At 63.4% G+C, this 20,023-nt stretch carries 21 protein-coding genes and 1 tRNA gene; 3 read left to right on the forward strand and 19 right to left on the reverse strand.

Going from position 1 to position 20,023, the window contains the following annotated elements; genetic code table 11:
• Positions 1-228: 228 nt before the first annotated feature.
• From QMG25_RS08520 to QMG25_RS08540, 5 genes are all read right to left on the reverse strand, one after another.
• Positions 229-978, reverse strand: a complete 750-nt coding sequence (locus QMG25_RS08520) for a sulfite exporter TauE/SafE family protein (RefSeq protein WP_283459242.1) — start codon at positions 976-978, stop codon at positions 229-231.
• Between the two features lie 580 nt (positions 979-1,558).
• A complete protein-coding gene (locus tag QMG25_RS08525) occupies positions 1,559-2,041 on the reverse strand; it encodes a hypothetical protein (RefSeq protein WP_283459244.1) in 483 nt (160 codons plus the stop codon).
• A gap of 282 nt (positions 2,042-2,323) precedes the next feature.
• Positions 2,324-2,881, reverse strand: a complete 558-nt coding sequence (locus QMG25_RS08530) for a GNAT family N-acetyltransferase (protein ID WP_283459245.1) — start codon at positions 2,879-2,881, stop codon at positions 2,324-2,326.
• A gap of 349 nt (positions 2,882-3,230) precedes the next feature.
• Positions 3,231-3,776, reverse strand: a complete 546-nt coding sequence (locus tag QMG25_RS08535; protein ID WP_283459247.1) for a hypothetical protein — start codon at positions 3,774-3,776, stop codon at positions 3,231-3,233.
• Positions 3,766-4,119, reverse strand: coding sequence for a PadR family transcriptional regulator (locus tag QMG25_RS08540; RefSeq protein WP_283459249.1), 354 nt, complete (start codon positions 4,117-4,119; stop codon positions 3,766-3,768). Before QMG25_RS08540 ends, QMG25_RS08535 begins: the two co-directional genes overlap by 11 nt.
• 510 nt (positions 4,120-4,629) lie before the next feature.
• On the opposite strand from QMG25_RS08540, the gene QMG25_RS08545 reads away from it, so the two are divergent.
• Entirely contained in the window at positions 4,630-6,426 is a 1,797-nt protein-coding gene (locus QMG25_RS08545; protein WP_283459251.1) for an acyl-CoA dehydrogenase, read from the forward strand.
• A 187-nt stretch (positions 6,427-6,613) separates the two neighbouring features.
• On the opposite strand, the gene QMG25_RS08550 is transcribed toward QMG25_RS08545, so the two are convergent.
• The 3 genes from QMG25_RS08550 to QMG25_RS08560 all read right to left on the reverse strand — a co-directional run bounded on the left by QMG25_RS08550 (position 6,614) and on the right by QMG25_RS08560 (position 7,655).
• A complete protein-coding gene (locus QMG25_RS08550; protein WP_283459253.1) occupies positions 6,614-7,030 on the reverse strand; it encodes a response regulator in 417 nt (138 codons plus the stop codon).
• 37 nt (positions 7,031-7,067) lie between these two features.
• Positions 7,068-7,250, reverse strand: a complete 183-nt coding sequence (locus QMG25_RS08555; protein WP_283459255.1) for a hypothetical protein — start codon at positions 7,248-7,250, stop codon at positions 7,068-7,070.
• Between the two features lie 258 nt (positions 7,251-7,508).
• Complete coding sequence (locus QMG25_RS08560) at positions 7,509-7,655, reverse strand: hypothetical protein (protein WP_283459257.1); 147 nt, start codon at positions 7,653-7,655, stop codon at positions 7,509-7,511.
• 30 nt (positions 7,656-7,685) lie between these two features.
• Between QMG25_RS08560 and QMG25_RS08565 the strand changes: the two genes are divergently transcribed.
• Entirely contained in the window at positions 7,686-7,928 is a 243-nt protein-coding gene (locus QMG25_RS08565; protein ID WP_283459259.1) for a hypothetical protein, read from the forward strand.
• 108 nt (positions 7,929-8,036) lie between these two features.
• On the opposite strand, the gene QMG25_RS08570 is transcribed toward QMG25_RS08565, so the two are convergent.
• Both QMG25_RS08570 and QMG25_RS08575 read right to left on the reverse strand, forming a co-directional pair.
• The gene (locus QMG25_RS08570) at positions 8,037-9,290 is read right to left on the reverse strand and encodes an APC family permease (protein ID WP_283459260.1); all 1,254 of its coding nucleotides are present in this window, start codon (positions 9,288-9,290) and stop codon (positions 8,037-8,039) included.
• A 161-nt stretch (positions 9,291-9,451) separates the two neighbouring features.
• Positions 9,452-10,603 carry a D-alanyl-D-alanine carboxypeptidase family protein gene (locus QMG25_RS08575; protein ID WP_283459262.1) on the reverse strand — a complete coding sequence of 384 codons (1,152 nt, stop codon included), beginning with the start codon at positions 10,601-10,603 and terminating at the stop codon, positions 9,452-9,454.
• A 201-nt stretch (positions 10,604-10,804) separates the two neighbouring features.
• Here QMG25_RS08575 and QMG25_RS08580 point away from each other — a divergent pair, with 201 nt between their 5' ends.
• Complete coding sequence (locus tag QMG25_RS08580; RefSeq protein WP_283459263.1) at positions 10,805-11,521, forward strand: lysoplasmalogenase family protein; 717 nt, start codon at positions 10,805-10,807, stop codon at positions 11,519-11,521.
• A gap of 28 nt (positions 11,522-11,549) precedes the next feature.
• Here the strand turns inward: QMG25_RS08580 and QMG25_RS08585 are convergent, their stop codons facing one another.
• The 9 genes from QMG25_RS08585 to QMG25_RS08625 form a co-directional block, all read right to left on the reverse strand.
• The gene (locus QMG25_RS08585) at positions 11,550-12,599 is read right to left on the reverse strand and encodes a hypothetical protein (protein WP_283459265.1); all 1,050 of its coding nucleotides are present in this window, start codon (positions 12,597-12,599) and stop codon (positions 11,550-11,552) included.
• Positions 12,600-12,976: 377 nt separating this feature from the next.
• Positions 12,977-13,050: transfer RNA gene (locus QMG25_RS08590), tRNA-Pro, on the reverse strand.
• A 98-nt stretch (positions 13,051-13,148) separates the two neighbouring features.
• A complete protein-coding gene (der, locus tag QMG25_RS08595) occupies positions 13,149-14,705 on the reverse strand; it encodes a ribosome biogenesis GTPase Der (RefSeq protein WP_283459267.1) in 1,557 nt (518 codons plus the stop codon).
• Positions 14,702-15,424, reverse strand: coding sequence for a lysophospholipid acyltransferase family protein (locus tag QMG25_RS08600; protein ID WP_283459269.1), 723 nt, complete (start codon positions 15,422-15,424; stop codon positions 14,702-14,704). The genes der and QMG25_RS08600 overlap by 4 nt, the downstream gene beginning before the upstream one ends.
• Positions 15,421-16,179 carry a (d)CMP kinase gene (gene cmk, locus QMG25_RS08605; protein WP_283459271.1) on the reverse strand — a complete coding sequence of 253 codons (759 nt, stop codon included), beginning with the start codon at positions 16,177-16,179 and terminating at the stop codon, positions 15,421-15,423. Before cmk ends, QMG25_RS08600 begins: the two co-directional genes overlap by 4 nt.
• An 11-nt stretch (positions 16,180-16,190) precedes the next feature.
• A complete protein-coding gene (locus QMG25_RS08610) occupies positions 16,191-17,309 on the reverse strand; it encodes a prephenate dehydrogenase (protein ID WP_283459274.1) in 1,119 nt (372 codons plus the stop codon).
• A 7-nt stretch (positions 17,310-17,316) separates the two neighbouring features.
• Positions 17,317-18,408, reverse strand: a complete 1,092-nt coding sequence (locus tag QMG25_RS08615) for a pseudouridine synthase (RefSeq protein WP_283459276.1) — start codon at positions 18,406-18,408, stop codon at positions 17,317-17,319.
• A 36-nt stretch (positions 18,409-18,444) separates the two neighbouring features.
• Complete coding sequence (gene scpB / locus QMG25_RS08620) at positions 18,445-19,047, reverse strand: SMC-Scp complex subunit ScpB (protein ID WP_283459278.1); 603 nt, start codon at positions 19,045-19,047, stop codon at positions 18,445-18,447.
• Positions 19,040-19,996, reverse strand: a complete 957-nt coding sequence (locus QMG25_RS08625; protein ID WP_283459355.1) for a segregation and condensation protein A — start codon at positions 19,994-19,996, stop codon at positions 19,040-19,042. Before QMG25_RS08625 ends, scpB begins: the two co-directional genes overlap by 8 nt.
• Positions 19,997-20,023: the final 27 nt, after the last annotated feature.

The raw sequence follows: 20,023 nt of genomic DNA on the forward strand, positions 1-20,023 counted from the left end.
CATAGTTGCGTACAGGCACAACTTCGCGACCGTCCACGGTGGATACACGCGCCATCATGGCAGGGGCGCCCAACGGCCGGTCGGCTTTTCGGGTTGTTGCGGGCTTCGGCGGCGCAGCCTTGGCGCCATTTGCTGCGGCAGTGGTGCCGCTGAGACTGCGCAGCTTGGCCAAGGACGCTGATTTCCGCAATTTCATCCGTGCGGACCGGTATCACACCGCCAGGTTGACTACGCCACTACCTCGAAAATCCCTCTAATGGTTGCTGCCGCCGCTCCCAGGTAGGCGAGCAGAACCACCAAAACGCGCGCACGGCGTGGAGATATCCATTTGGAGAGCACCTCTCCCGCCACCAGTCCGCCAACAATCGCCGCTGCAACTGCGGCCCAAGCCCACGGCTCCAACCGGGGCATGGACTCGGGACTCGCCACATACTTCGCCAGAATGGAGGCAAGCCCCACGGTGAGGAAATACGGTTGCATGGTCCCTGCAAATGACTGCTGTCCCCACTTTGAGGCGACGGCGTACACACTCATGGCCGGCCCGCCAACACCGGCTGTGGTGTTCATAATCCCGCTGGTGGCACCAGCAACGAGCATCGGCTTCACCCCGGATTCAGGCTTGAGCGGCTTCATCCGCAGGGACACCGTGAGGCTGACGAGCACAACAACACCCACGCCAACTTGAAGCCAGGCACCGGGAATGTACCTGACAATGAAGGCCCCGGGAACAACACCCACCAGCGCGGCGGACGCAAGGATGATGTATTTTTTCCAGTCAATGTGTCCTAGGACCCTGAACAGGATCAACAGCGAAGACAGTGCCCCGCAAACATTCACCAGAACAATCCCGGTGACTGGTCCCATGATCAGCACGACGAAGGGAGCCGACACCAAGGCGAACCCCATGCCCGTCAAGCGTTGCATGGCTGCCCCAACGAAGACGGCAAGAGCCAGAAGCACTGCCACCTCGACGATCATGGGCGCCGGTCCAAGGCGCCGATTGCCATCAAATATTCTATTCCCATTGTTCCCCCTTTACCGGCCCGATTGTTCCACAGCGGTTGGGTAAGGACGAGTTTGCGGGCAGGCACGCCTGCTGGCTGGCAGCGTTCTCAAACTCGAATACTGTCGCACGTCAGTTCTCTCGAGTTCATGCAAGTGGGCGGCAACTCATTGCGGCACTTCCCACGAGAGGCGCATCTCCATCGAAGCATGATCGGGACCGCGGACTACATTAAGGTCCAATGCGGCGCTGATGGCTGAGCCAACTCGCAGCTTCCGTGGAATGGCACAACGGTGCGTTGGTCTCAATCCGCCCAGCCAGCGCCACCGACCGCCCTCCTCTGCTCGCAATTTGTAGCAGCGCTGCAGCGGAGACGCACAGGGTCGCGGCATCGGCACTGCGCTGCACACTGCTATCGTCACCGGCCGGGGGAACAGGCGAGTGGAGGTCGACCCGCAGAATCGGAAGCCACTAGTGCATCCGCAACCTGATCGCTCCAGCGTCACCAGAAACGACTGCGTTCGATGGGGGGGGTGACTTTGCGGGACAGTTCCCCTAGCCAGCCACAAGGCCGCGCTCATCGTGGACAACCTCAGGCCATGGCTGCCGCGCGTCTTCAAGCAGGCTCGCAGCTTCCGCGGTGATGGCTTCCGATGCGTCAGCCATTGCATCCCCGTCAGCCTGCCCAACCCACTGATGCAGCTGTGTCAAGTACGAGCGCAGCCAGACCATCGGGTTTTCCGCCATGGTCTCGTCGTACGTTCGGTCGTCCGGATACCCGTCAACCATGTCGGGATGAAGATGCATGCGGTCGGCTTTGTGGGGTGCTGATTCAAGCAAATCGATCCGAACGACGGCGGGTTTCAAGGAGACCGTGGGCGAGGAGTAAATCGTGTTTAGGCTGCCCACCGTCATCGGGCGGATCTCCAGACGTACACCGCGCTCTCGGATATCAGGCTGGCCTGCGAGTGCTGGATCAAGAAAATCCACTAGGACCGCCGTGATTGCCGATGCTTCAAATGCCCAAATTCGTTCCATACTGCGAACCTAGCGAGGTCGCTTCGGTGCTGTCAAGCAGTGGTCAGGGTGAGAGGTTCGTTGCGATTCTCCTCCAAGGTTTCGCCCCGGGTGTTGGGCTCTGAAGTGTCAGCATTTCGATGCGTCTCTTGGTCGGGGCCGCGCGAGTGCATTGTGGTCCCCCGCGCAGATTCTCCACCACCGTGGTGCAACGTGCCGAAAGCAGCTGCACGAAATATCCGAAACCGACTGCCCAACGATTCTGTGGCCGTCCGGGAACCCTGAACGGAAGTCCTCGTTTTCCTAACCAGCTGTTGTTTCGGCAAGTGTGCCCGCGTGTTCTTCACGCAAAATGGAATAGACCAGGGAGTCGCGGCGATCTCCCCGGACCAGCCGATGCGAACGGAGCCGCCCTTCCAAGGTGAACCCACTTTTTTCCAGGACGCGAATTGAACCGATATTTCCTGGATGACAGGTGGCGCCAATGCGCGCAAACTGAAGCGTGTCGAAGCCGATTCTGAGTAGAGTGCTCACAGCCTCGGTGGCGTAAGAGTTTCCCCAGTAGGCAGGGTGGAACGTGTAGCCAATCTCTCCGTTGCTGTCGTGGGGATCGGTGGTCCAAATACCCACGGATCCAATGACCTTTTCATCCAAAACAGCGGCCAGCGAAAATGCCGTTCGATCCGCTTTTAGCTGTGCGTGCGCGGCATCTTCAACGAAGGCGATTGTCTGCTCAAGAGTATTCGGTCCCCATGTGGACCAACGGGTGACCTCGGGATCCGACGCGTATTCGTGAACAGCTGAGATGTCAGCTGTTGCAAAGTCACGGAAGCTGAGCCGGGGCCCGCATGGATAGGACATTGAAAGACCCATTATTCACCTCTTCAGTCGATTGCCGAGCTTCAATCCTAATATCCCCACCCGCTGTCACTTGTACACTCGGAGTCTCGGTAATTCGTGAAACATCCGACGCCGGGCCTGTGCGGAATCCTGTAAGGATCGTTCGCAACACACTATTTGAGTTCTCGTCCAGGCCAATGAATACCAGGCCACTGTGCAGCAGTTGCCGTGCAGGCACCAACGCTGCGGTCCGCAATGCCAAATGGTTCACTTGTTGCAGCGGCAAATGGCGCCTACCCAGCAACAGCACTCGCGGAGCCCAGCGTTCCCTCCAAGTAAACGCCTCAGAGGCACGCATCCGCGCAGGTGTTTAGTACTGTGGCTGCGATGCTGACCTCGCGCGACGCCAGGAACGCGCTCCAAGCAAGAGGGCGATCGTGACGATCACGGCTGGCACGACGAGCCAGGCCCATCCACTAGTCCAGCCGATGCCTATCCCCTCAGCGTTGGAGAAGGCCATGACGTCAATGAAGAGAAACGTGGAGTGCGCTTCGCCCGGCGCGATGCTGTCAACGGCAGCGAGCATTCCGCCGGTGTAGGACAGAAAGACGATCCAGTAGACAAGGAGGGCCACCCCGGCGGTGATGATCCCGATTGACCATGTGGGGCTTCGCTGCCCCTCTTCGGCATAGCGTGCTGCGAGGGCGTTGGGTGGCCCGAGATCGCGGAGTGCAGTGCGTATATGTCTCGGATCCCCTGCGAGTTCTTCGCGGAGAGATCGAATCGCAGCTTTGCGCTCAGCGCTCCGCGTGACTCCTTCAAGGTGCCAATCAACGCGCATGAGATAGGTGTCGATGCGAAGTCGGTCAGTCACTGAGCGTCGAGCGACATACTCAACCGGGGATTTATTCGGCATCACTTGCTCCTTCTGAATTGCTGGCGTTCTGCACGGCGAGAGAGACGCCCTGCCACTGGTGGATCGCTGCAGTTCGCGCGTCCTCACCAGCAGTGGTGAGCGTGAAGTACTTGCGAGGCGGTCCATTGTTGGATGCACCCATGCGTGCCGTGATCAGGTGATCTCTTTCGAGCCTGTTGAGCACCGGATAAACAAGACCCGTGCTCACGCTCACGCCGAGAGCTTCCAGGCGTTCGACGAGCTCGTACCCGTAGGACTCGCGTTCCCTGATCAGCGTGAGTATAAGCAGCGGCAGAACCGCCCGAACCAGCTGTGCATCTTGCTGGCTTCGTATTCTTGTCATGGTAGTAATAGAACATGAATAGTGTTGGAGCACAAGTGACACTATTTGCGTTCCTGCAAGCCATCGACAAAGGTCACCAGTTCAAGCATCACTCATAGACGGGCCGGAATGCCCGCAACCCGGCACATAAACGGCCCGTGGATTGGACTCAGGGTTGGCTTTGGAGTTTTAGACCGTCCCGTTTACGCCGCACGCTGGCCTGTCCCATGGCAGATAATTTTTTGACGCACCACGAACACTGGAGCACCGCTCCTGCGATGCATGTGGGCATGCGCAGAAAGTGACATGCAGGCGGGAATTCTGCCTCCAGACCGCTGAGCCGGCCTACAGCCCAGGTGCTTTCCAATGATGGCAACCCGTTGGAGACCCCATCTTTCCCGGGTCGGGCGCTGATTGGTGGACGGATTCAAGGCAGGCTTGCCCACCAGCTCCGCAGGTGATCCACGTTATATTACCCACAAGTAACAAAAGTCCTCCACAAACGTCCCGAGCCAAGGTACGCTGGCGAATATGAGCCAATACCAGCCTCCTCTAGCAGACATTGCCTTCGCCCTTGAGCATGTTGTGGGCTACCCGGACATCGCCCGGCTGCCGGGTTTCGAACACGCCGACCTTGGCACAGTTGTCGAGCTCCTTGAACAGTGCGGGGAATTCATGGCGGAGGTGGTGGCACCGACCAACCGGCAGGGCGACACGCAGGGTTCAACGCTGGCTTCGGATGCCACGGTGGTGACCCCCAACGGCTTCAAGCAGGCGTACCACCAATACGTGGAGGCAGGCTGGGGTTCGGTGCCGCTGCCGGAGGAATTCGGCGGCGGCGGCTTCCCCCGCACCGTGGGCCTTGTCATCCAGGAACTGATGACGTCGGCCAACATGGCATTCTCGCTGTGCCCGCTCCTGACGCAGGGTGCCATTGAAGCCGTGCTGCACTATGGCGACGAGGACATGAAGAACCGCTACCTGCCCAAGATGGTCAGTGGCGAGTGGACAGGAACCATGAACCTCACCGAGCCCCAGGCAGGCTCGGATGTGGGTGCTCTGACCACCCGTGCCGTGAAGAACGACGACGGCAGCTACGCCATCACCGGGCAAAAGATCTTCATCACCTACGGCGACCACGACATGGCCGAGCAAATTGTGCACTTGGTTTTGGCCCGCACGCCCGGAGCTCCCGAAGGCACCCGCGGCATCTCCTGCTTCATTGTGCCCAAGTTCCTTGTCAACGACGACGGATCCGTGGGCGCGCGCAACTCCGTGGAGACCATCTCGCTCGAACACAAGATGGGGATCCATGCCTCCCCCACCTGCGTGCTGTCCTTCGAAGGCGCGTCCGGCTACCTCGTTGGGGAGGAAAACAAGGGCATGCGCAGCATGTTTGTCATGATGAACAGTGCCCGCTTGGGCGTGGGTGTGCAAGGTCTGGCCGTAGCTGAACGCGCTTACCAGCAGTCGCTGGCCTACGCCAAGGAGCGGCAGCAGGGGCGTGCCGTTGGCGCCGAGGGGCCAACTTCTGCACTGATCGAATTCCCCGATGTCCGGCGCATGCTCATGACGCAACGGACCGGCATTTCCGCGCTGCGCTACCTCATGCTTCTCGACGCCAGCTACGTGGACCTCAGCACCAACCACCCCGACCCGGCGGTGCGGACCCGGGCCGATGAGATCGTGGGCATCCTGACCCCCATTTGCAAGTCCTTCGGCACGGACATGGGCAACGAGCTGACCTCCCTGGCGCTGCAGATCCACGGCGGAATGGGCTTCGTCGAGGAAACCGGAGCCGCACAACACGTGCGCGACGTGCGAATCGCCGCCATCTACGAAGGAACCAACGGCATCCAGGCTGCGGACTTGGTGGGCCGCAAGCTCGGCATTCGCAGCGGCGCCTCCGTACTGGAATTCATTGCCACCATGCGCGAAGTTGAAGCTGAACTTGATAACGCCGGCGAACGCTTCGCCAGCATCCGGCAGGAGCTGGTGCGCCAGTTCGACGCCCTCCAAGAAGCCACCGCATGGATGCTGCGCACCGGCCTGTCCGACCCCAACTCCGTGCTGTCGGGTTCAAGCCCGTACCTGCGCATGTGGGGTTTGTGCACGAGCGCCTGGATGTTGGCGCGTGCCGCCGTGGCAGCCGCCGGCACCGACGACGCCGAACTGGCCGAGAGTCAACTGGTGCTGGCACGCTTCTACGCCGAGCAGATCCTGCCGCAATCCGCCGGCCTGCTGGGTGCGGCAACTGCCGGTTCCACAGACTTGTTTGCACTCGATGCCCAACAGCTGGCCGGACCTGCCCGCAGGGTCCTGAACTAGGGCATCCCGGCTCCCGGCCAGGGCAGCCGCCACGGCCGCGGCACGATCGCGCAAGGCCAGCTTGGCCAAAACCGTGGCCACGCTGTTCCTGGCCGTCTTTTCCGACAACAGCAGCCTCCGGGCAATGTCCCACGGTGCTGCGCCCGGCAGCAACGTGGGACAGGATCTGGTTTTCCCGCGCCGTGAGTTAGGCAAAGCACCGGCTGGCCGCCGGTCCCGTGCCATCTGCCAGATACCCTGCCGTCCGGCGGCCCACCCCACTGCCAAAGACCGTGCCGCCAGAGACCACCGTCAGCACGACCCGTACAGTCTCGTCCCCGTCCACTCCCTTGGGCAGGTAGTCGCCTGCCCCGACGCGGATGGCTCCGCGCACGGCATCGTCGTCGGCGTGCATTGTCAACACCGGCAAGCCAATCTCCGGGAATGCTGCGCGGATGCCCGTAATGGCAACCCGTCCGGGACCTCCCGGCACCATCGCAGGCTTCACCACCAGCTCGCTCGCGGCTGCGAGCGCAGCACGAAGCCCGTACAGGAACAGGGGATGGTCGTCGGCGATGACAATGCGCACCGGTGTGTTGATGCGGGTGTTCACGGCGCTGTTCACTACTGTGTGGCCTCCCGAAGTGTGGCTGCTGCAGGCATCAAGGCCAGCGGCAGGGTCGGTACGACGGCCGGTCGGTGGGTCCGGAGTCGATGATGTAGCTTCCACCCAGGGCCGCTGCCCGTTCCCGCATGGGAGACACCCCCATGCCCAGTGCGGCGGTGGCGCCCAGGCCTGTGCCGTCGTCGGCCACGTTCACCGCAAGGCACCGGGCCGCGCCCATCCGCGCGCAGGTCCACACACACCTCAACAGGGTGGGCGCCGGCATGTTTGGCCGCGTTGGCAACGGCCTCGGTTGTAAGGTTGCGGCGGGCTTCGGCGACAACCACCGGCCACTGCGGCAACACGCCGAGGAAGGACGGCGGCAAGCTCGGCGCCTGCGAGCGCTGCCGGGACGAGGTCATCCGAGATGCGGCGCACCTCCCCCACTGCGCCGGTGCCAGCAAGTCCCCGAGCGTCTGCCGTCCCAGCCCCATCCCGGTCAGCGACGGGCCCCGGCCATCATGCAGGTCCCTGCGCGCAGGCTTTCGTGTTCCTTGGCGGTGGCGTCCACGACGGCGTCGCGCTGTTCCTGCAGCTGATCAGGCAGCGCCATGACGTGGACGACGGCGGCCAGTTGCGCAGCCATGGCCCATAGCATCCGCTGGTCCCGGCCCGGGTGGCGCTCCCCCGCGGTTCGCCCGTCCACTTCAAGGGTGCCCAGGCGGCGCCCGCCCAAGGCAAGCTTGGAGCTGCAGCCGGGGGCGCTGCAGTCCTGGCCCTGGCGACCGGCGTCGTCCTGTGGCGAATATCCGAATGTATATTCCAGAGCCCGCGCGAGGACGACGTCGCCGGACTGGCAGCACTGGGCCTCTCCTTTGTGCTGGGTGCCCTGCTGTGCCTACGACGCCGGACAGGCTGAGTCACGCTGGCCTGGATCCTGCCCGCCATGGCAGGCGACGCCGTCGTGGCCGGGGGCAGTATCGCGCTGGCATAGGGAGCAGGGCGTAAGGCGTACTGTGCAGGGGGTCTACGGGCGGCGTCTGCCGGTGCGGATCAGGCGCAAGGCTATGCCGGCGGCAAAGACGAGCACGCCCAGCACCACCGAGAGCGGGGGCAGCGTGACCACGAGCCCCACACAGGCCAGCGCCCCCAACACCTGGAAGCCCTTGGGGTAGCGGCGGTCCGCCGGCGGCTGGGTGAACGCGGCCAGGTTGGCAACCAGGTAGTACAGCAGCACCCCGAAGGAAGAGAAGCCGATGGCTCCGCGTAGGTCTGCCACCAGGATCACCACACAAATGACGGCGGCAAAGGCAAGCTCGGCCCGGTGCGGCACATGGTAGCGGGGGTGGACGGCGTCGAGCCATTGCGGGAGGTCACCGCCGCGGGCCATGGCCAAGGTGGTGCGTCCCAAGCCGGCCAGCAGCCCCAGCAACGCCCCCAGCGCAGCCACGGCCGCACCAACCTTGACCACCGGACCGGCCCAAGCCGCAACGCTGGAGGCAGCATCAGCCAGCGGCGTAGCGGTGCGGGCCACCGCTTCCGGGCCCAAAGCGGCCAAGAGGGTGATGGCAATGACCACGTACACCACCACCGCAACCGACAACGCCAGAATAATGGCACGGGGAATGGTGCGTTTGGGGTTCCTGACCTCCCCGCCCAGGGTGGCAATCCTGGCATAGCCGGCGAACGCAAAGAACAGCAGGCCCGCCGACTGCAGGATGCCGTACCAGCCGTGCGCGAACAACCCGTCGCCCAGTATCCGTGAAGGCTCCGCACCCTGACCGCCCCACACCACGGCAACGGCCGCGCCCAGGGCCAGCAGCACCAGAACCACCAAAATCCTGATCAGCCCTGCCGTGCGGGTGACCCCGTGGTAGTTCACGGCAGCCAAGACCACGACGGCGCCGATGGCCACCGGGCGTTCCCAACCGGCAGGGGCTGCGTAAGCGGCAAACGTCATGGCCATGGCCGCGGCACTGGCCGTCTTGCCAATGACAAACCCCCACCCGGCCAGATACCCGGCCCACGGGCCCAGGCGCTCCCGCCCATACACATACGTGCCGCCCGAGCTCGGGTACACCGCGGCTAGCTGCGCGGAGGACGTGGCATTGCAGAACGCCACAACCCCGGCAATGAGCAGTCCTATCAACAGTCCACTGCCTGCAGCTGCTGCAGCCGGTGTGAACGCGGCAAAAACCCCGGCACCCAGCATCGATCCAACGCCAATCACGGAGGCGTCAAAGGTGCCCAGACGCCGGGACAGCTCCGGTGCGTTGCTCATGCAACCGTCCTATCTAAAAAATTATGAGGGTGCCGCGCGGAGCTACACAGGTGTTGGGCCTGTCCCAGATGGCTTGGCTGGCTTCCTGCACGGCCGTGGCATCACCAGTCTAGGGTGATTCTCTCCACCAGGGTGCGTGGTCTTGGCTGTGGACGGGCACGCTAATAGTTGGGTGCGGCCGGCAATCCAAAGTATTGCTCCAGTGTTCGATATCCGAGGTTGTGCATGGCGGTGGAGACGCGCACCCCAACATAGCGCAAGTGCCAGGGCTCGAACGCGTAGCCGGTGATCGCTGTATAGCCATTGGGGTACCTGACGATGAAGCCGTACCGCCAGGCGTTGTTTGCGGCAAAGGCACCGGCGGGTGTTGTGGCAAAGCACGCACTCAGTCCGCAGGCTCCGTTGGGATTCCCAATGTCCATTACCAGCCCTGTTTGGTGCTCGCTGTATCCGGCTCGGGCCGAAATCGTGTCGGCGTAGGCCCTGCCGTATTGGGCAACATACTGGTTGTAGACGGCAAGTTGGGTCCAGTAGGACCTGAACCCGCTGACGGTGGTGATGCCAACGCCGCTGCCTGCGGCTCCCCTGACCATGGCCAGCAGCTGGTTCGCGGCCTCCCGGCGCAGGTACTGGTTGCCCACCACCACCAGGTCGGAGGGGGCCCTGCCGATGGGGGAATTGGGCCTGCGCTTGTTCACCACATAACCGATGCTGCCGCTGCTTGGGGTGACGCTGGTCCCCTTGCCTGTCCGCCAGACGATGGTTCCACCGAGGAACTGCTGGGTGCAGGTCTTGGACGTTGTTCCCGTGCACGCTTCATCGCTTCGAGGGTATCCGAGCGGACTGTTCTCATACCCCATCTGAGCGTACTTGGAGAGTATTCCCCCATGCGCCGCATGCGCGCCAACTGAGGATTGCCAATAGATAAGGCCACCCTGGAACTTTTGTACACACCCCCTGCTCACAAGCGTGCAGTTCTCGTCCGTGAGCGGATAACCCAGAAAGCCGCTCTCCCAGCCGAAAGTCCCCCACCGCGCACGAATGCCGCCCAGGGCGACATGCGCACCGGAAGCGGAGGACCAATAGATGCTTCCGCCACTGTATTGCCGGTAGCAGCCGCCCGCCGCCAACCCACAACGAAGCGGTGTCACCGGCCGGCCCAGATACCCGCGGGCGCCGCCCACGGAAGCATACTTCGTCGCTACCGCCCCTTGGTCGGGCGTTGCGGCCGTGGCCACAACGGTTCCGCTTAAGAAAAGCGACAGCGCGGCAACGGCTGTCAGGGCCACCTGTAGAAATCGGACACGCTTCATCGAAGACCTCGAGCGTCGGGTGTGGCCATAACCATTGCGTTGAGCGTAAGTGCCGGCGCGAACGTAGTCAATGGTTTTCCTGCAGCATTGCCATGAGGCAATGAGAGCCTGACGAAGCAGCTGGCAACCGCCACGGGCAGTCCCCCGTTTAGGATGATGTCAACTGCCCATGAGGCAGGGAGCGCAGAATACAGGAGCACAGTGCGAAGCAAAGTGGGAGACACCCGTCCTGAAGTCCGGCCGCTGTGGCCGGCGTTTGCCCCCTACCTGGCTGTCTCAATCTTTCATGTGGGCGTCCTGGCATGCGGAGCCGCCGGCTTCGCCGAGGTGAGCAAGCTGGCCTTGATGCCAGCCTTGGCCTTGGCGCTGTTGTGGGGCTGGAGCCGCTCCGGGCGTGGGCGGAGCAGCGTAGTGGGCCTGCTGCTGGCAGCGCTGTTCTTCGCCTGGTTGGGCGACGGCGCCGGGACGCTCTTTCCATACGCGCCGACGGTGCCGCTCATGCTCGCGTTCTTTGGTCTGGCGCACCTTCTCTACATGTGGACGTTTTGGCGACACCTGGCCCTTCGCGGGGCGCCGCCTTGGGTCTGGATTTTTGCCCTGTGGTGGCTGGTACTGGTGATTGCACTGTGGGCGCCGGCCGGCCCCTTGGCACCCGCCGTGACGGCCTACGGCGTCGTGCTGGGCGGAACGGCGGCCCTGGCAACACGCTGCCACCGGACACTGCTGTGCGGTGGCGTGTTTTTCCTGGCCTCCGACACCGTCTTGGCCTTTCGCATCTTTGCCCCCGACCTCATGCCCGCCTGGACCAGCCCGCTGGTCATGCTCACCTACACGCTGGGGCAGGGCCTGATCGTTGCCGGTGCCCTCCTGACGCTGCGCAGGCCGCACGCGGCCGTTGTCAAGGCTTCCATGCAGTAGGACACGGACAGCCCTGCGGAGTGGAGGCTCAATACTTCAACACCGCCAGCTCCCGCAACAGCCTGGGCCGGTTGCGGTTGCGGGCACGAATCGAGGAGAGCAGGACGGCAGTATCAGCGGCGCGGTTGGCCGCAGTGGCAATGGCATGGTGTTTTCGCAGCTGCCTGACCACCATCCTGTAGTTGCGCGCATCGGCAACGGTCAGCGACGCTTCGATGATTCGCTCCAGCACGGGCAGAACAGCCAACGGGTCGTACAGCTGATAGGCCTCCACGAGATCTTCCCATTGGGCAGCGCTGTCGAGGTCAAGCCGATGTGCCTCGGCCCAAGCCAACGGGACGTCTTGAAGTGTCTGCAACAGGAACTCGATGTAGTCGTTCGGTCGCTCGGCCAGTTTTTCCAGAACCTCCGCTTGAAGCGAGGGCGAGGCCTCTCCTGCGGCGAGGTGAAGACGGGCCGCATTGGCCGAGCTGGGCCACCGGGAAAATTGCGTGTGGCGGGCAGCCAGTTCCTCCCCGGCGCGGTGCTCGTGCAGCAGCTCGCACCAGTATTTCCCGGCTTGCTCCGCCTGGTGTCCGTCCTCAAGGAACGCGGCACGCTTCGCCCAGTCGATCGCCAGTTCCGTTGCGCCGATCTCGAACAGGGCTTTTGCCGTGTTGTGCAGTTTGTAGGCGCGACTTTGGTCGCCCGCATGGGTTTCGATGATTCCAGCGGCGTCCCGGTGGGCCACGGACAAGCGTTCTGCGTTGTACTGCAGCACAAACCTTGCGTGTGCATGTTGGCTGGGGAGTTCGCCGGCGCCCGGATGCTCCATGCGCAGCTTCCACGCAGCCCGCTTCTGCGCTTCCCCGGGCTCAGCGGGAATTGTTGCGGCGATCTGCTCGAGTTCGTCCTGGTATTTTGCGAGTCCCTTCGCGCCAAGTGCCGGTGCATAGTCGACGGGGTCGATGAGGAAGAAGTCCTGCCCGTCGCCGAACTGGAAACGGATCATCCATTTCACGAGTGCCCCAACAGCCGGCGGCGCCTCCCGGCACAGACGGGCATGGAGTTTCAGCAGGTGGTTGAAAATGTCTCCCATGCTTCCACCGGAGTCATCTGCGTGCAGCAGCAGCGGGTTACTGCCTCCCAACGATGAAGCTGGGCCCTGCTTCGAAACATCGGCAGGACCTGTTCGCCCAGATCCGGCTCCTCTTGATCTCCCATAAGCCCATTCTCCCTAACGACGGGGGCAGCTGGCGAGCTGGCCGAAAAGATACGCCGTCGTGGCAAGTTGGCCCCGTCGTCGGCAAACAGGGCACATCGAGAACGCAGAAAGACCCCGTTCTCGCTGCCATGGGCCCGGACGTGGGGGTTGCCGTCCACGGGAGACGGCTTCACCGACGTGCTGCTTCACCCGGACACCAAAAAACCCGCAGCCCCTCGGCATCAAGCCAAGGAACAGCGGGTTTGTGTCGGTCGGGCTGACAAGATTTGAACTTGCGACCCCCTGACCCCCAGTCAGGTGCGCTACCAAGCTGCGCTACAGCCCGAAAGTTCAACGTGCGGAAGGAACCTTCCGTGGCTGAACCACCTGAAGAAGCCTACCCCATTTTCGTGGTGGCAGTGACCAAACCAGATGTGACCCGCGTTACTTCTTGCGGCTGCGCTTCTCACGCACGCGCATGCTGACCTCGATGGGCGTGCCCTCGAAGCCAAATGTCTCACGCAGGCGGCGGGTGATGAAGCGGCGGTAGCCCGGGTCCAGGAACCCGGTGGTGAACAAGACAAACTTCGGTGGGCGGCTGGAGGCCTGCGTGCCGAACAGGATACGGGGCTGCTTGCCGCCGCGCACGGGGTGCGGGTGTTCCGAGACCAGCTCGCCCAGGAACGCGTTCAGGCGTCCTGTGGGGATGCGGCGGTCCCAGTTTTCCAGGGCCAGGTCCAGCGCCGGGACCAACTTGTCCTTGTGCCAGCCGGTCTTGGCTGAAATGTTCACGCGCGGTGCCCACTCCACGTGGGCCAGGTCCTGGTCGATTTCGCGTTCCAGGTACTTGCGGCGCTCGTCGTCCATCAAGTCCCACTTGTTGAATGCCAGCACCAGGGCACGGCCGGATTCGATGGCCAGTTGCAGAATGCGCACATCCTGCTCGCTGAGCACCTCGTCCACGGCCATCAGCACCACGGCCACTTCGGCCTTCTCCAACGCTGACTGTGTGCGCAGCGAGGCGTAGAAGTCGGCGCCTTGCTGCATGTGCACGCGGCGGCGGATGCCTGCCGTGTCCACAAAGCGCCAGGTGCGGTCGCCCAGCTCAATGAGCTCGTCCACGGGGTCGCGGGTGGTGCCGGCAACGTTGTCCACGACCACGCGCTCGGTACCTGCCAGCTTGTTCAGCAGCGAGGACTTGCCCACGTTGGGCCGTCCCAGCAGCGCGATGCGGCGAGGCCCACCGGTGCGCTCCAAACCAGCGACGGCGGAGAATTCCGGCAGCACGTCAATGACCTTGTCGAGCATGTCGGCAACGCCGCGACCGTGCACGGCCGAGACCGGGTACGGCTCGCCCAGTCCCAGGCCCCACAGGGTGGCCACTTCGGCTTCCTGGACCAGGTCGTCGATCTTGTTGCCCACCAGGATGACGGGCTTCTTGGACTTGCGCAGCATCCGCACAATGGCTTCGTCGGACGCTGTGATGCCCACCATGGCGTCAACCACCAGCAGCACGGCGTCGGCCATTTCCACGGCAATCTCGGCCTGTTCGGCCACGCGCAGGTTAAGCCCGCGAGCATCGCGTTCCCAGCCGCCGGTGTCCACCAGGGTGAAGGGGCGCCCGCTCCAGTCAGCCGAGTACTGCACGCGGTCGCGAGTCACCCCGGGGGTGTCCTCCACCACGGCTTCGCGGCGACCCAGGATGCGGTTTACCAGCGTGGACTTGCCCACGTTCGGTCGTCCCACAATGGCCAGCACCGGGTCCTGGCGCATCGCGTCGAAGCTGGTGCCGTCGTCGAACTCGCCGGACAGCAGGGCAGCGTCCTCGTCCTCGAGCTCGTAGTTGGAAAGTCCGGCCAGCAGGCCGGCTGCGCGGGCGTCGGCGTCCTCGTCGGAAATGGCCGCCACCCGCTCCGCCACTTGGTCGGCGCCTGTGGGCAGATAGTCCTGGTGACCAACCTCACCGTCGCCGACGGGGGTGGCTGACTTGGAGTCGCTCATGGTTGCTGTCCTTTGTGCATTGAAGAAAGGTGGTCATCCGCAGGCAATGCCTGCCCTGTTGCGGCTTGGGATGCGGAAATATGGGCCGCCAGCCGCTGGCGGATTAGTTCAGTTGCCCTGTCCATTGAAACACGGCCGGAAACTCCCGGATCGCGCGTGATGGAAAGGGGTTCGCCCAACACCACGTGCAGTTTGCGCCGCGGTGCTGGAATCTTGTCGCGATGTTCCCCGGGGAGCCTGGTGCCCAGGATGGCAACGGGCACGACGGCGGCCCCCGAGTTCAGTGCCAGCCACGCCACCCCGCTGTTCATGGCGGAGGCGTCCCCGCTCCCCCGGGTGCCTTCCGGCAGTATCCCGATGCAGTCGCCGCGGTCCAGGACGGCTTTGGCGTATTGCAGGGCGGCCCGGTCGCCGGCACGGTTGACGGGGATTTGTCCCGAGGCGTGCAGCACCCGGCCAAGGAAGCCCTTGAACATGTCGTGGCGGACCATGACGTGCATGTACCGGCTGCTGGCGCCCACCATGACGGGGCCGTCGAGGTAGCTCAAGTGGTTGGCAGCGAACACCACGGGCCCGTCGTGGGGGATGTTTTCCTTCCCCGTGACAGTTGTTCTGTAGATGACGTGGTCAAGCACCCGGCCCAGCGGCCGGCTCCAGCGGGTCTTCCACCGCGGCGGCGCCGATGTCAGCGTGCGCAGCGGCTTTTGCCTCGTTTTCATTCAGTCGGGCCTGCATTCACGCTTTGGCGCACCACGTTGATGACGGCGCTCACGGTCTGTTCGAAATCAAGGTCCGAGGAGTCCACGGTGTAGACGCCGTCGGCAGCGCGTTGGAAGTCAACCACCGTGGAGTCCTTCGCGTCGCGGACCAGCACCTGTTCCGCCAGCTGCGCAGCGCTCTGGGTGCCACCGAGCTGCAGGCCCCGGCGCCGGAGGCGGGCCTCCTCGCTGGCGGTCAGGATCAGCCGGGCTTCGGCCTCGGGAGCCACCACCGTGGTGATGTCCCTGCCTTCAACCACTATGCGGTTCCTGCACTGGGCAATGATGTCTTGTTGGCGGCGCACCAAGGCGGCGCGTGCGCCCAGGTTCGTGGCGATGGTGCTGACGGAAGCGGAAATTTTGGGGTCGCGGATGGCGGCGGTGACGTTGATGCCGTTGACCACCACCCGCTCGGAGTCCGGGTCCAGGCTTTGTTCGATCTTGATGGTCTTGGCTGCGGCCTCAACGGCGGCGGCATTGTTCAGGTCCAGGGCGGCGTTGAGGCAGTGCCACGTCACGCTGCGGTACATGGCCCCGGTGTCCAGGAACGCCAGGCCGAGCCGCTTGGCCACGGCCTTGCTGACACTTGACTTGCCCGAGCCGGAGGGGCCGTCCACGGCAATGACAAGGGGCTTGCCGACGCGCAGCTGCTGCACTTCAGTACTTTTTAGTTCAGTACTTTTTAGTTCAGCATTATTTGGTTCTGCGTTGTTCATTGCTGAATTGTTCATTGAATGACCTTCCAACTGCGTTCCGTCAATTCCTCCACCAGCGCCGCACGTCGCGACGGCAGCACTGAAAGTTCCACCATGCCCACCTGTTGGCCCGCGGAGTGATCCAGGCGCAGGTCTTCAACGTTGACGCCAATCTCACCAATTTCGGTGAGCAGCTGGGCGATCTGTCCCGGCTTGTCGTCCACCAGCACTGTCAGCCACGAGTATTGTTGCGCCGGCCCGCCGTGTTTGCCCGGGATGCGGCTCTGCCCTGCATTTCCTTCGGCCATGAGCTGCGCCATGTCCAGACGCGCCCCGGGTGCCGTGGGCGCACTCAGCGTGTTGATCAGCCGGTCCAGGTCGGTGCGGACACCTTCCATGATCTCCAGCAGCTTCGGGGCGTTGGCGCCCAGGATCTGCACCCACAGCGAAGGGTCGCTGGCGGCAATGCGGGTCACATCGCGCAGGCCGTTGCCGGAGAGCGAGAGCGCGTGCGACGGTGTTTCCTGCAACCGACTTGCCACCAGCGATGCCATAATCTGGGGCAGGTGCGAGACAAGTGCCACGGCTCCGTCGTGCTCGTCGGGCGTGAAGCGGAACACGACGGCGTCAAGGTCGATCGCCAGTGAATGCGCCAACCTGACGGCGTGCGCCGAGCTTGCCTCTGATGGGCACAGCACCCATGGCATGGAGTTGAAAAGCTCCCCGCGGGCGGCAACCGGACCCGAACGTTCCCGCCCGGCCATGGGGTGCGTGCCCACGTAGCGTTCCAGCGCAGCCGCATCCAATGCAGTTGATTCCAGCGCCGCAGTGGCCTGGAGTTCAGCCAATACCGATCCCTTGACGCTGGCAATGTCAACCACGACGGCGGACGGGTACCGGATGAGCGAGGACGCCACCACGTTGGCCGTGACGTCCGGCGGGGCCGCCACGACAACCAGCTCGGGGTTCAGCTGCTGGGCCGCGTCAAAGGCCCGCCCGGCGCCGATGTCCACCGCCACGGCCTGGGCCGAGGGCGAGGGGTCGCTCAGGACAACCTCAAGGCCGTGCGCACGCAGGCCCAAACCAATGCTGGCTCCCAGCAGCCCGGTGCCGACAACCAGCACCGGGCCCAACAAGTGCGAAGGATTCATCCGCTGTTTACATCCCCACGTCTGCGAGCAGGAAGCCTACTTCGTGGCGACCCAAAACTCGCACGCTTCCCTGGCGCTGGTCGCCCAAGGCAATGGGGCCGAACTTGACCCTGACCAGGCGCTCGACGGGGTAGCCCACCGCGTCGAACATGCGCCGTACAATGCGGTTCTTGCCGGAGTGGAGCACCACTTCCGCCAGCACGTGGCCGGGCGTGGAATCGACGAGGCGGAAAGAGTCCACCTTTTGCCAGCCGTCTTCAAGCTCCACACCGTCCTTGAGCTTGGCGCCAATGCCGTGGGCCATCGGCCCGCGCACCTGGACAAGGTAGGTCTTGGGGATGCCGTATTTGGGGTGGCTGAGACGGTTGGAGAGTTCGCCGTCGTTGGTCAACAGCAACAAGCCCTCGGTGCTTGTGTCCAGACGTCCCACATGGAAGAGACGCTCACTGGTCTGGCGCTTCTTCAGGAAGTCGCTGATGCATGGGCGGCCTTCGGGGTCGTCCATGGTGGAAACAACGCCCTTGGGCTTGTTGAACACCATGTACACCAGGGAGTCATTCGTCTGGATGGTCATGCCGTCAACAGCAATTTCGACGGTTTCCGGATCCACGCGCAGGCCCAGCTGGTTCACCGTGACGCCGTCGACCTGGACGCGGCCTTCAATAATCATGTCTTCGCACAGGCGGCGCGATGCGACCCCCGCCATGGCCATGACCTTTTGCAGGCGCACGCCTTCGGCATTGTGAATGTCAATGTCGTCGGTGGTGCGTTCCGGGCGGCGGTTTTGCTCGGTGGGGCGGGCCTTGCTGGAGGCAACAGTGCGCCCGTACTGTTCATTCTTGAACGGACGGGCACCTGTTTGGCTCGGCTTGCGGGCGCCGGGCTTTGAACCGGCTCCCTTGTAGCCGCCCGACTTCGGGGCACCCGACTTGGGCGCTCCCGTTTTGGGTCCACCGGACTTGAACCCGCCCGATTTGGGGGCTCCCGAGCGGGGTGCACCCGACCGGGGCGCTCCCGACCGCGGTGCGCCCGAGCCGGGCTTGCCGCCACGGGGTTGGTTCTGTCCGGACGAGCTTCCGGAACGGGGTGACGGTGTCATTAGAAAATCCTTAGGGTGTTAAAAGTTGTTCTCGTGCTAAAAGTGTGAATCATCGAAATCCTGGAGGTTTTCCAGACCGGGCAGGTGTGGCGCAATCTGCGGAAGTTCTTCCACGCTGCCCAACCCCAACCGTTCCAAAAAATACGCCGTGGTGCGGTACAAGAATGCCCCGGACACTGGATCGGTGCCCACTTCCTCAATCAGCCCGCGCTGCGCTAGCGTCCTCACCACCGAGTCCACGTTGACTCCGCGAATCGCGGAAACGCGGGCCCGTGAAACTGGCTGGCGGTAGGCAATCACCGCCAAAGTCTCCAAGGCTGCCTGCGTGAGCCGGGCCGTTTGGCCGTCCACAACAAACTGGGACACTATCTCGGCGTAAGCAGGACGTGAATAAACACGCCATCCCCCGGCCAATTGCCGAAGTTCAAACCCGCGAACCGGTATGGTGTCACCTTCTCCAGTATAACCGTCGTATTCCCGCGCCAGTTCGTGCAATAGCTCACGTACCGTGGCTGTGGGCAATCCCACCACGTCGGCCAATTGCTCCTCGGAAACGGGTTCATCGACGACCATCAAGACGGCTTCCATGGCGGCTTTGACGCTGTTTCTGCTTTCCAGCAGTTCAGGGTTGTCAAGCATGACTGCCTGCCACCTCCTGATCAAGGTCACGGTCATGGGGCTCACCGTCACCGGGTTCAAGGCCGCTGGGCTCACCTTCGCTGTGATCAACGGCCTGATGGTCAAAGTCGCTGTCCGTCCGCACCGGGTGGGCGACGCCGGCTCCCCAGCGCACCAGCAATGTGCCCAGCGGGTTCGGTTGGTCAAAGGCCACCATTTGGTCACTGAACAGTTCAAGCAGGGCAAGAAAGCGGGCAATGACCACCATGGACGATGTTGCGTCCGCAGTCAAGGTGGCAAAGGACAGCGAGGGTGAGTTCCAGCTGGCAAGGGCGGGCCCGCCGTCGGGCATGCCAGCTGTCAGCAGTGCCGCAATGATGGCGGCCTGGTCGCTGACGCTGACAGGCTGCACGTGCAGGTGCGCCACACCCACTTCGGTGCTTGGTGCTTCCTTGGCCTCCATGGCCTTGGCGGCCAGGGCGGCGAATTGTTCCGGCGTGTGCCGCCACACAAGTTCGGGCAATAGGGCGGCAAAGTGCGCTTCCAGTCCCACCTGCCGGGGGAAACGCTGCGCTTCACGAACAAGCTCGGCGCCCATGAGGGTGGCGACTTCCTTGAAGGCCTTGTATTGCAGGAGCCGGGCGAACAAGAGGTCGCGGGCTTCCAGAAGGGCCAGGTCCTCATCGCTCTCCACTTCCCCGGCGGGCAGGAGGCGGGCGGCCTTCAGGTCCAAAAGGGTTGCCGCCAGCACCAGAAATTCGCTGGCTTCATCCAACGCCCATTCCTGGCCCAGCTCCTGCAGTGCCTTGAGGTAGCTGATGAATTCATCGGTGACTGTGGCAATTGCCACGTCGGTGATGTCCATCTCATGCTTGGAAATCAAGCCCAAAAGCAGGTCAAAGGGGCCCGTGAAGTTGTCCAGCCGGACTTCAAAACGCGTGGCGGTCCGTGCCTGCGTGCCTGCCGCGATCCCCGCGACTTGTGGTGTTTGCGCCAA

It is taken from the genome of Arthrobacter sp. H35-D1, assembly GCF_030063185.1.
Lineage (GTDB): Bacteria > Actinomycetota > Actinomycetes > Actinomycetales > Micrococcaceae > Specibacter.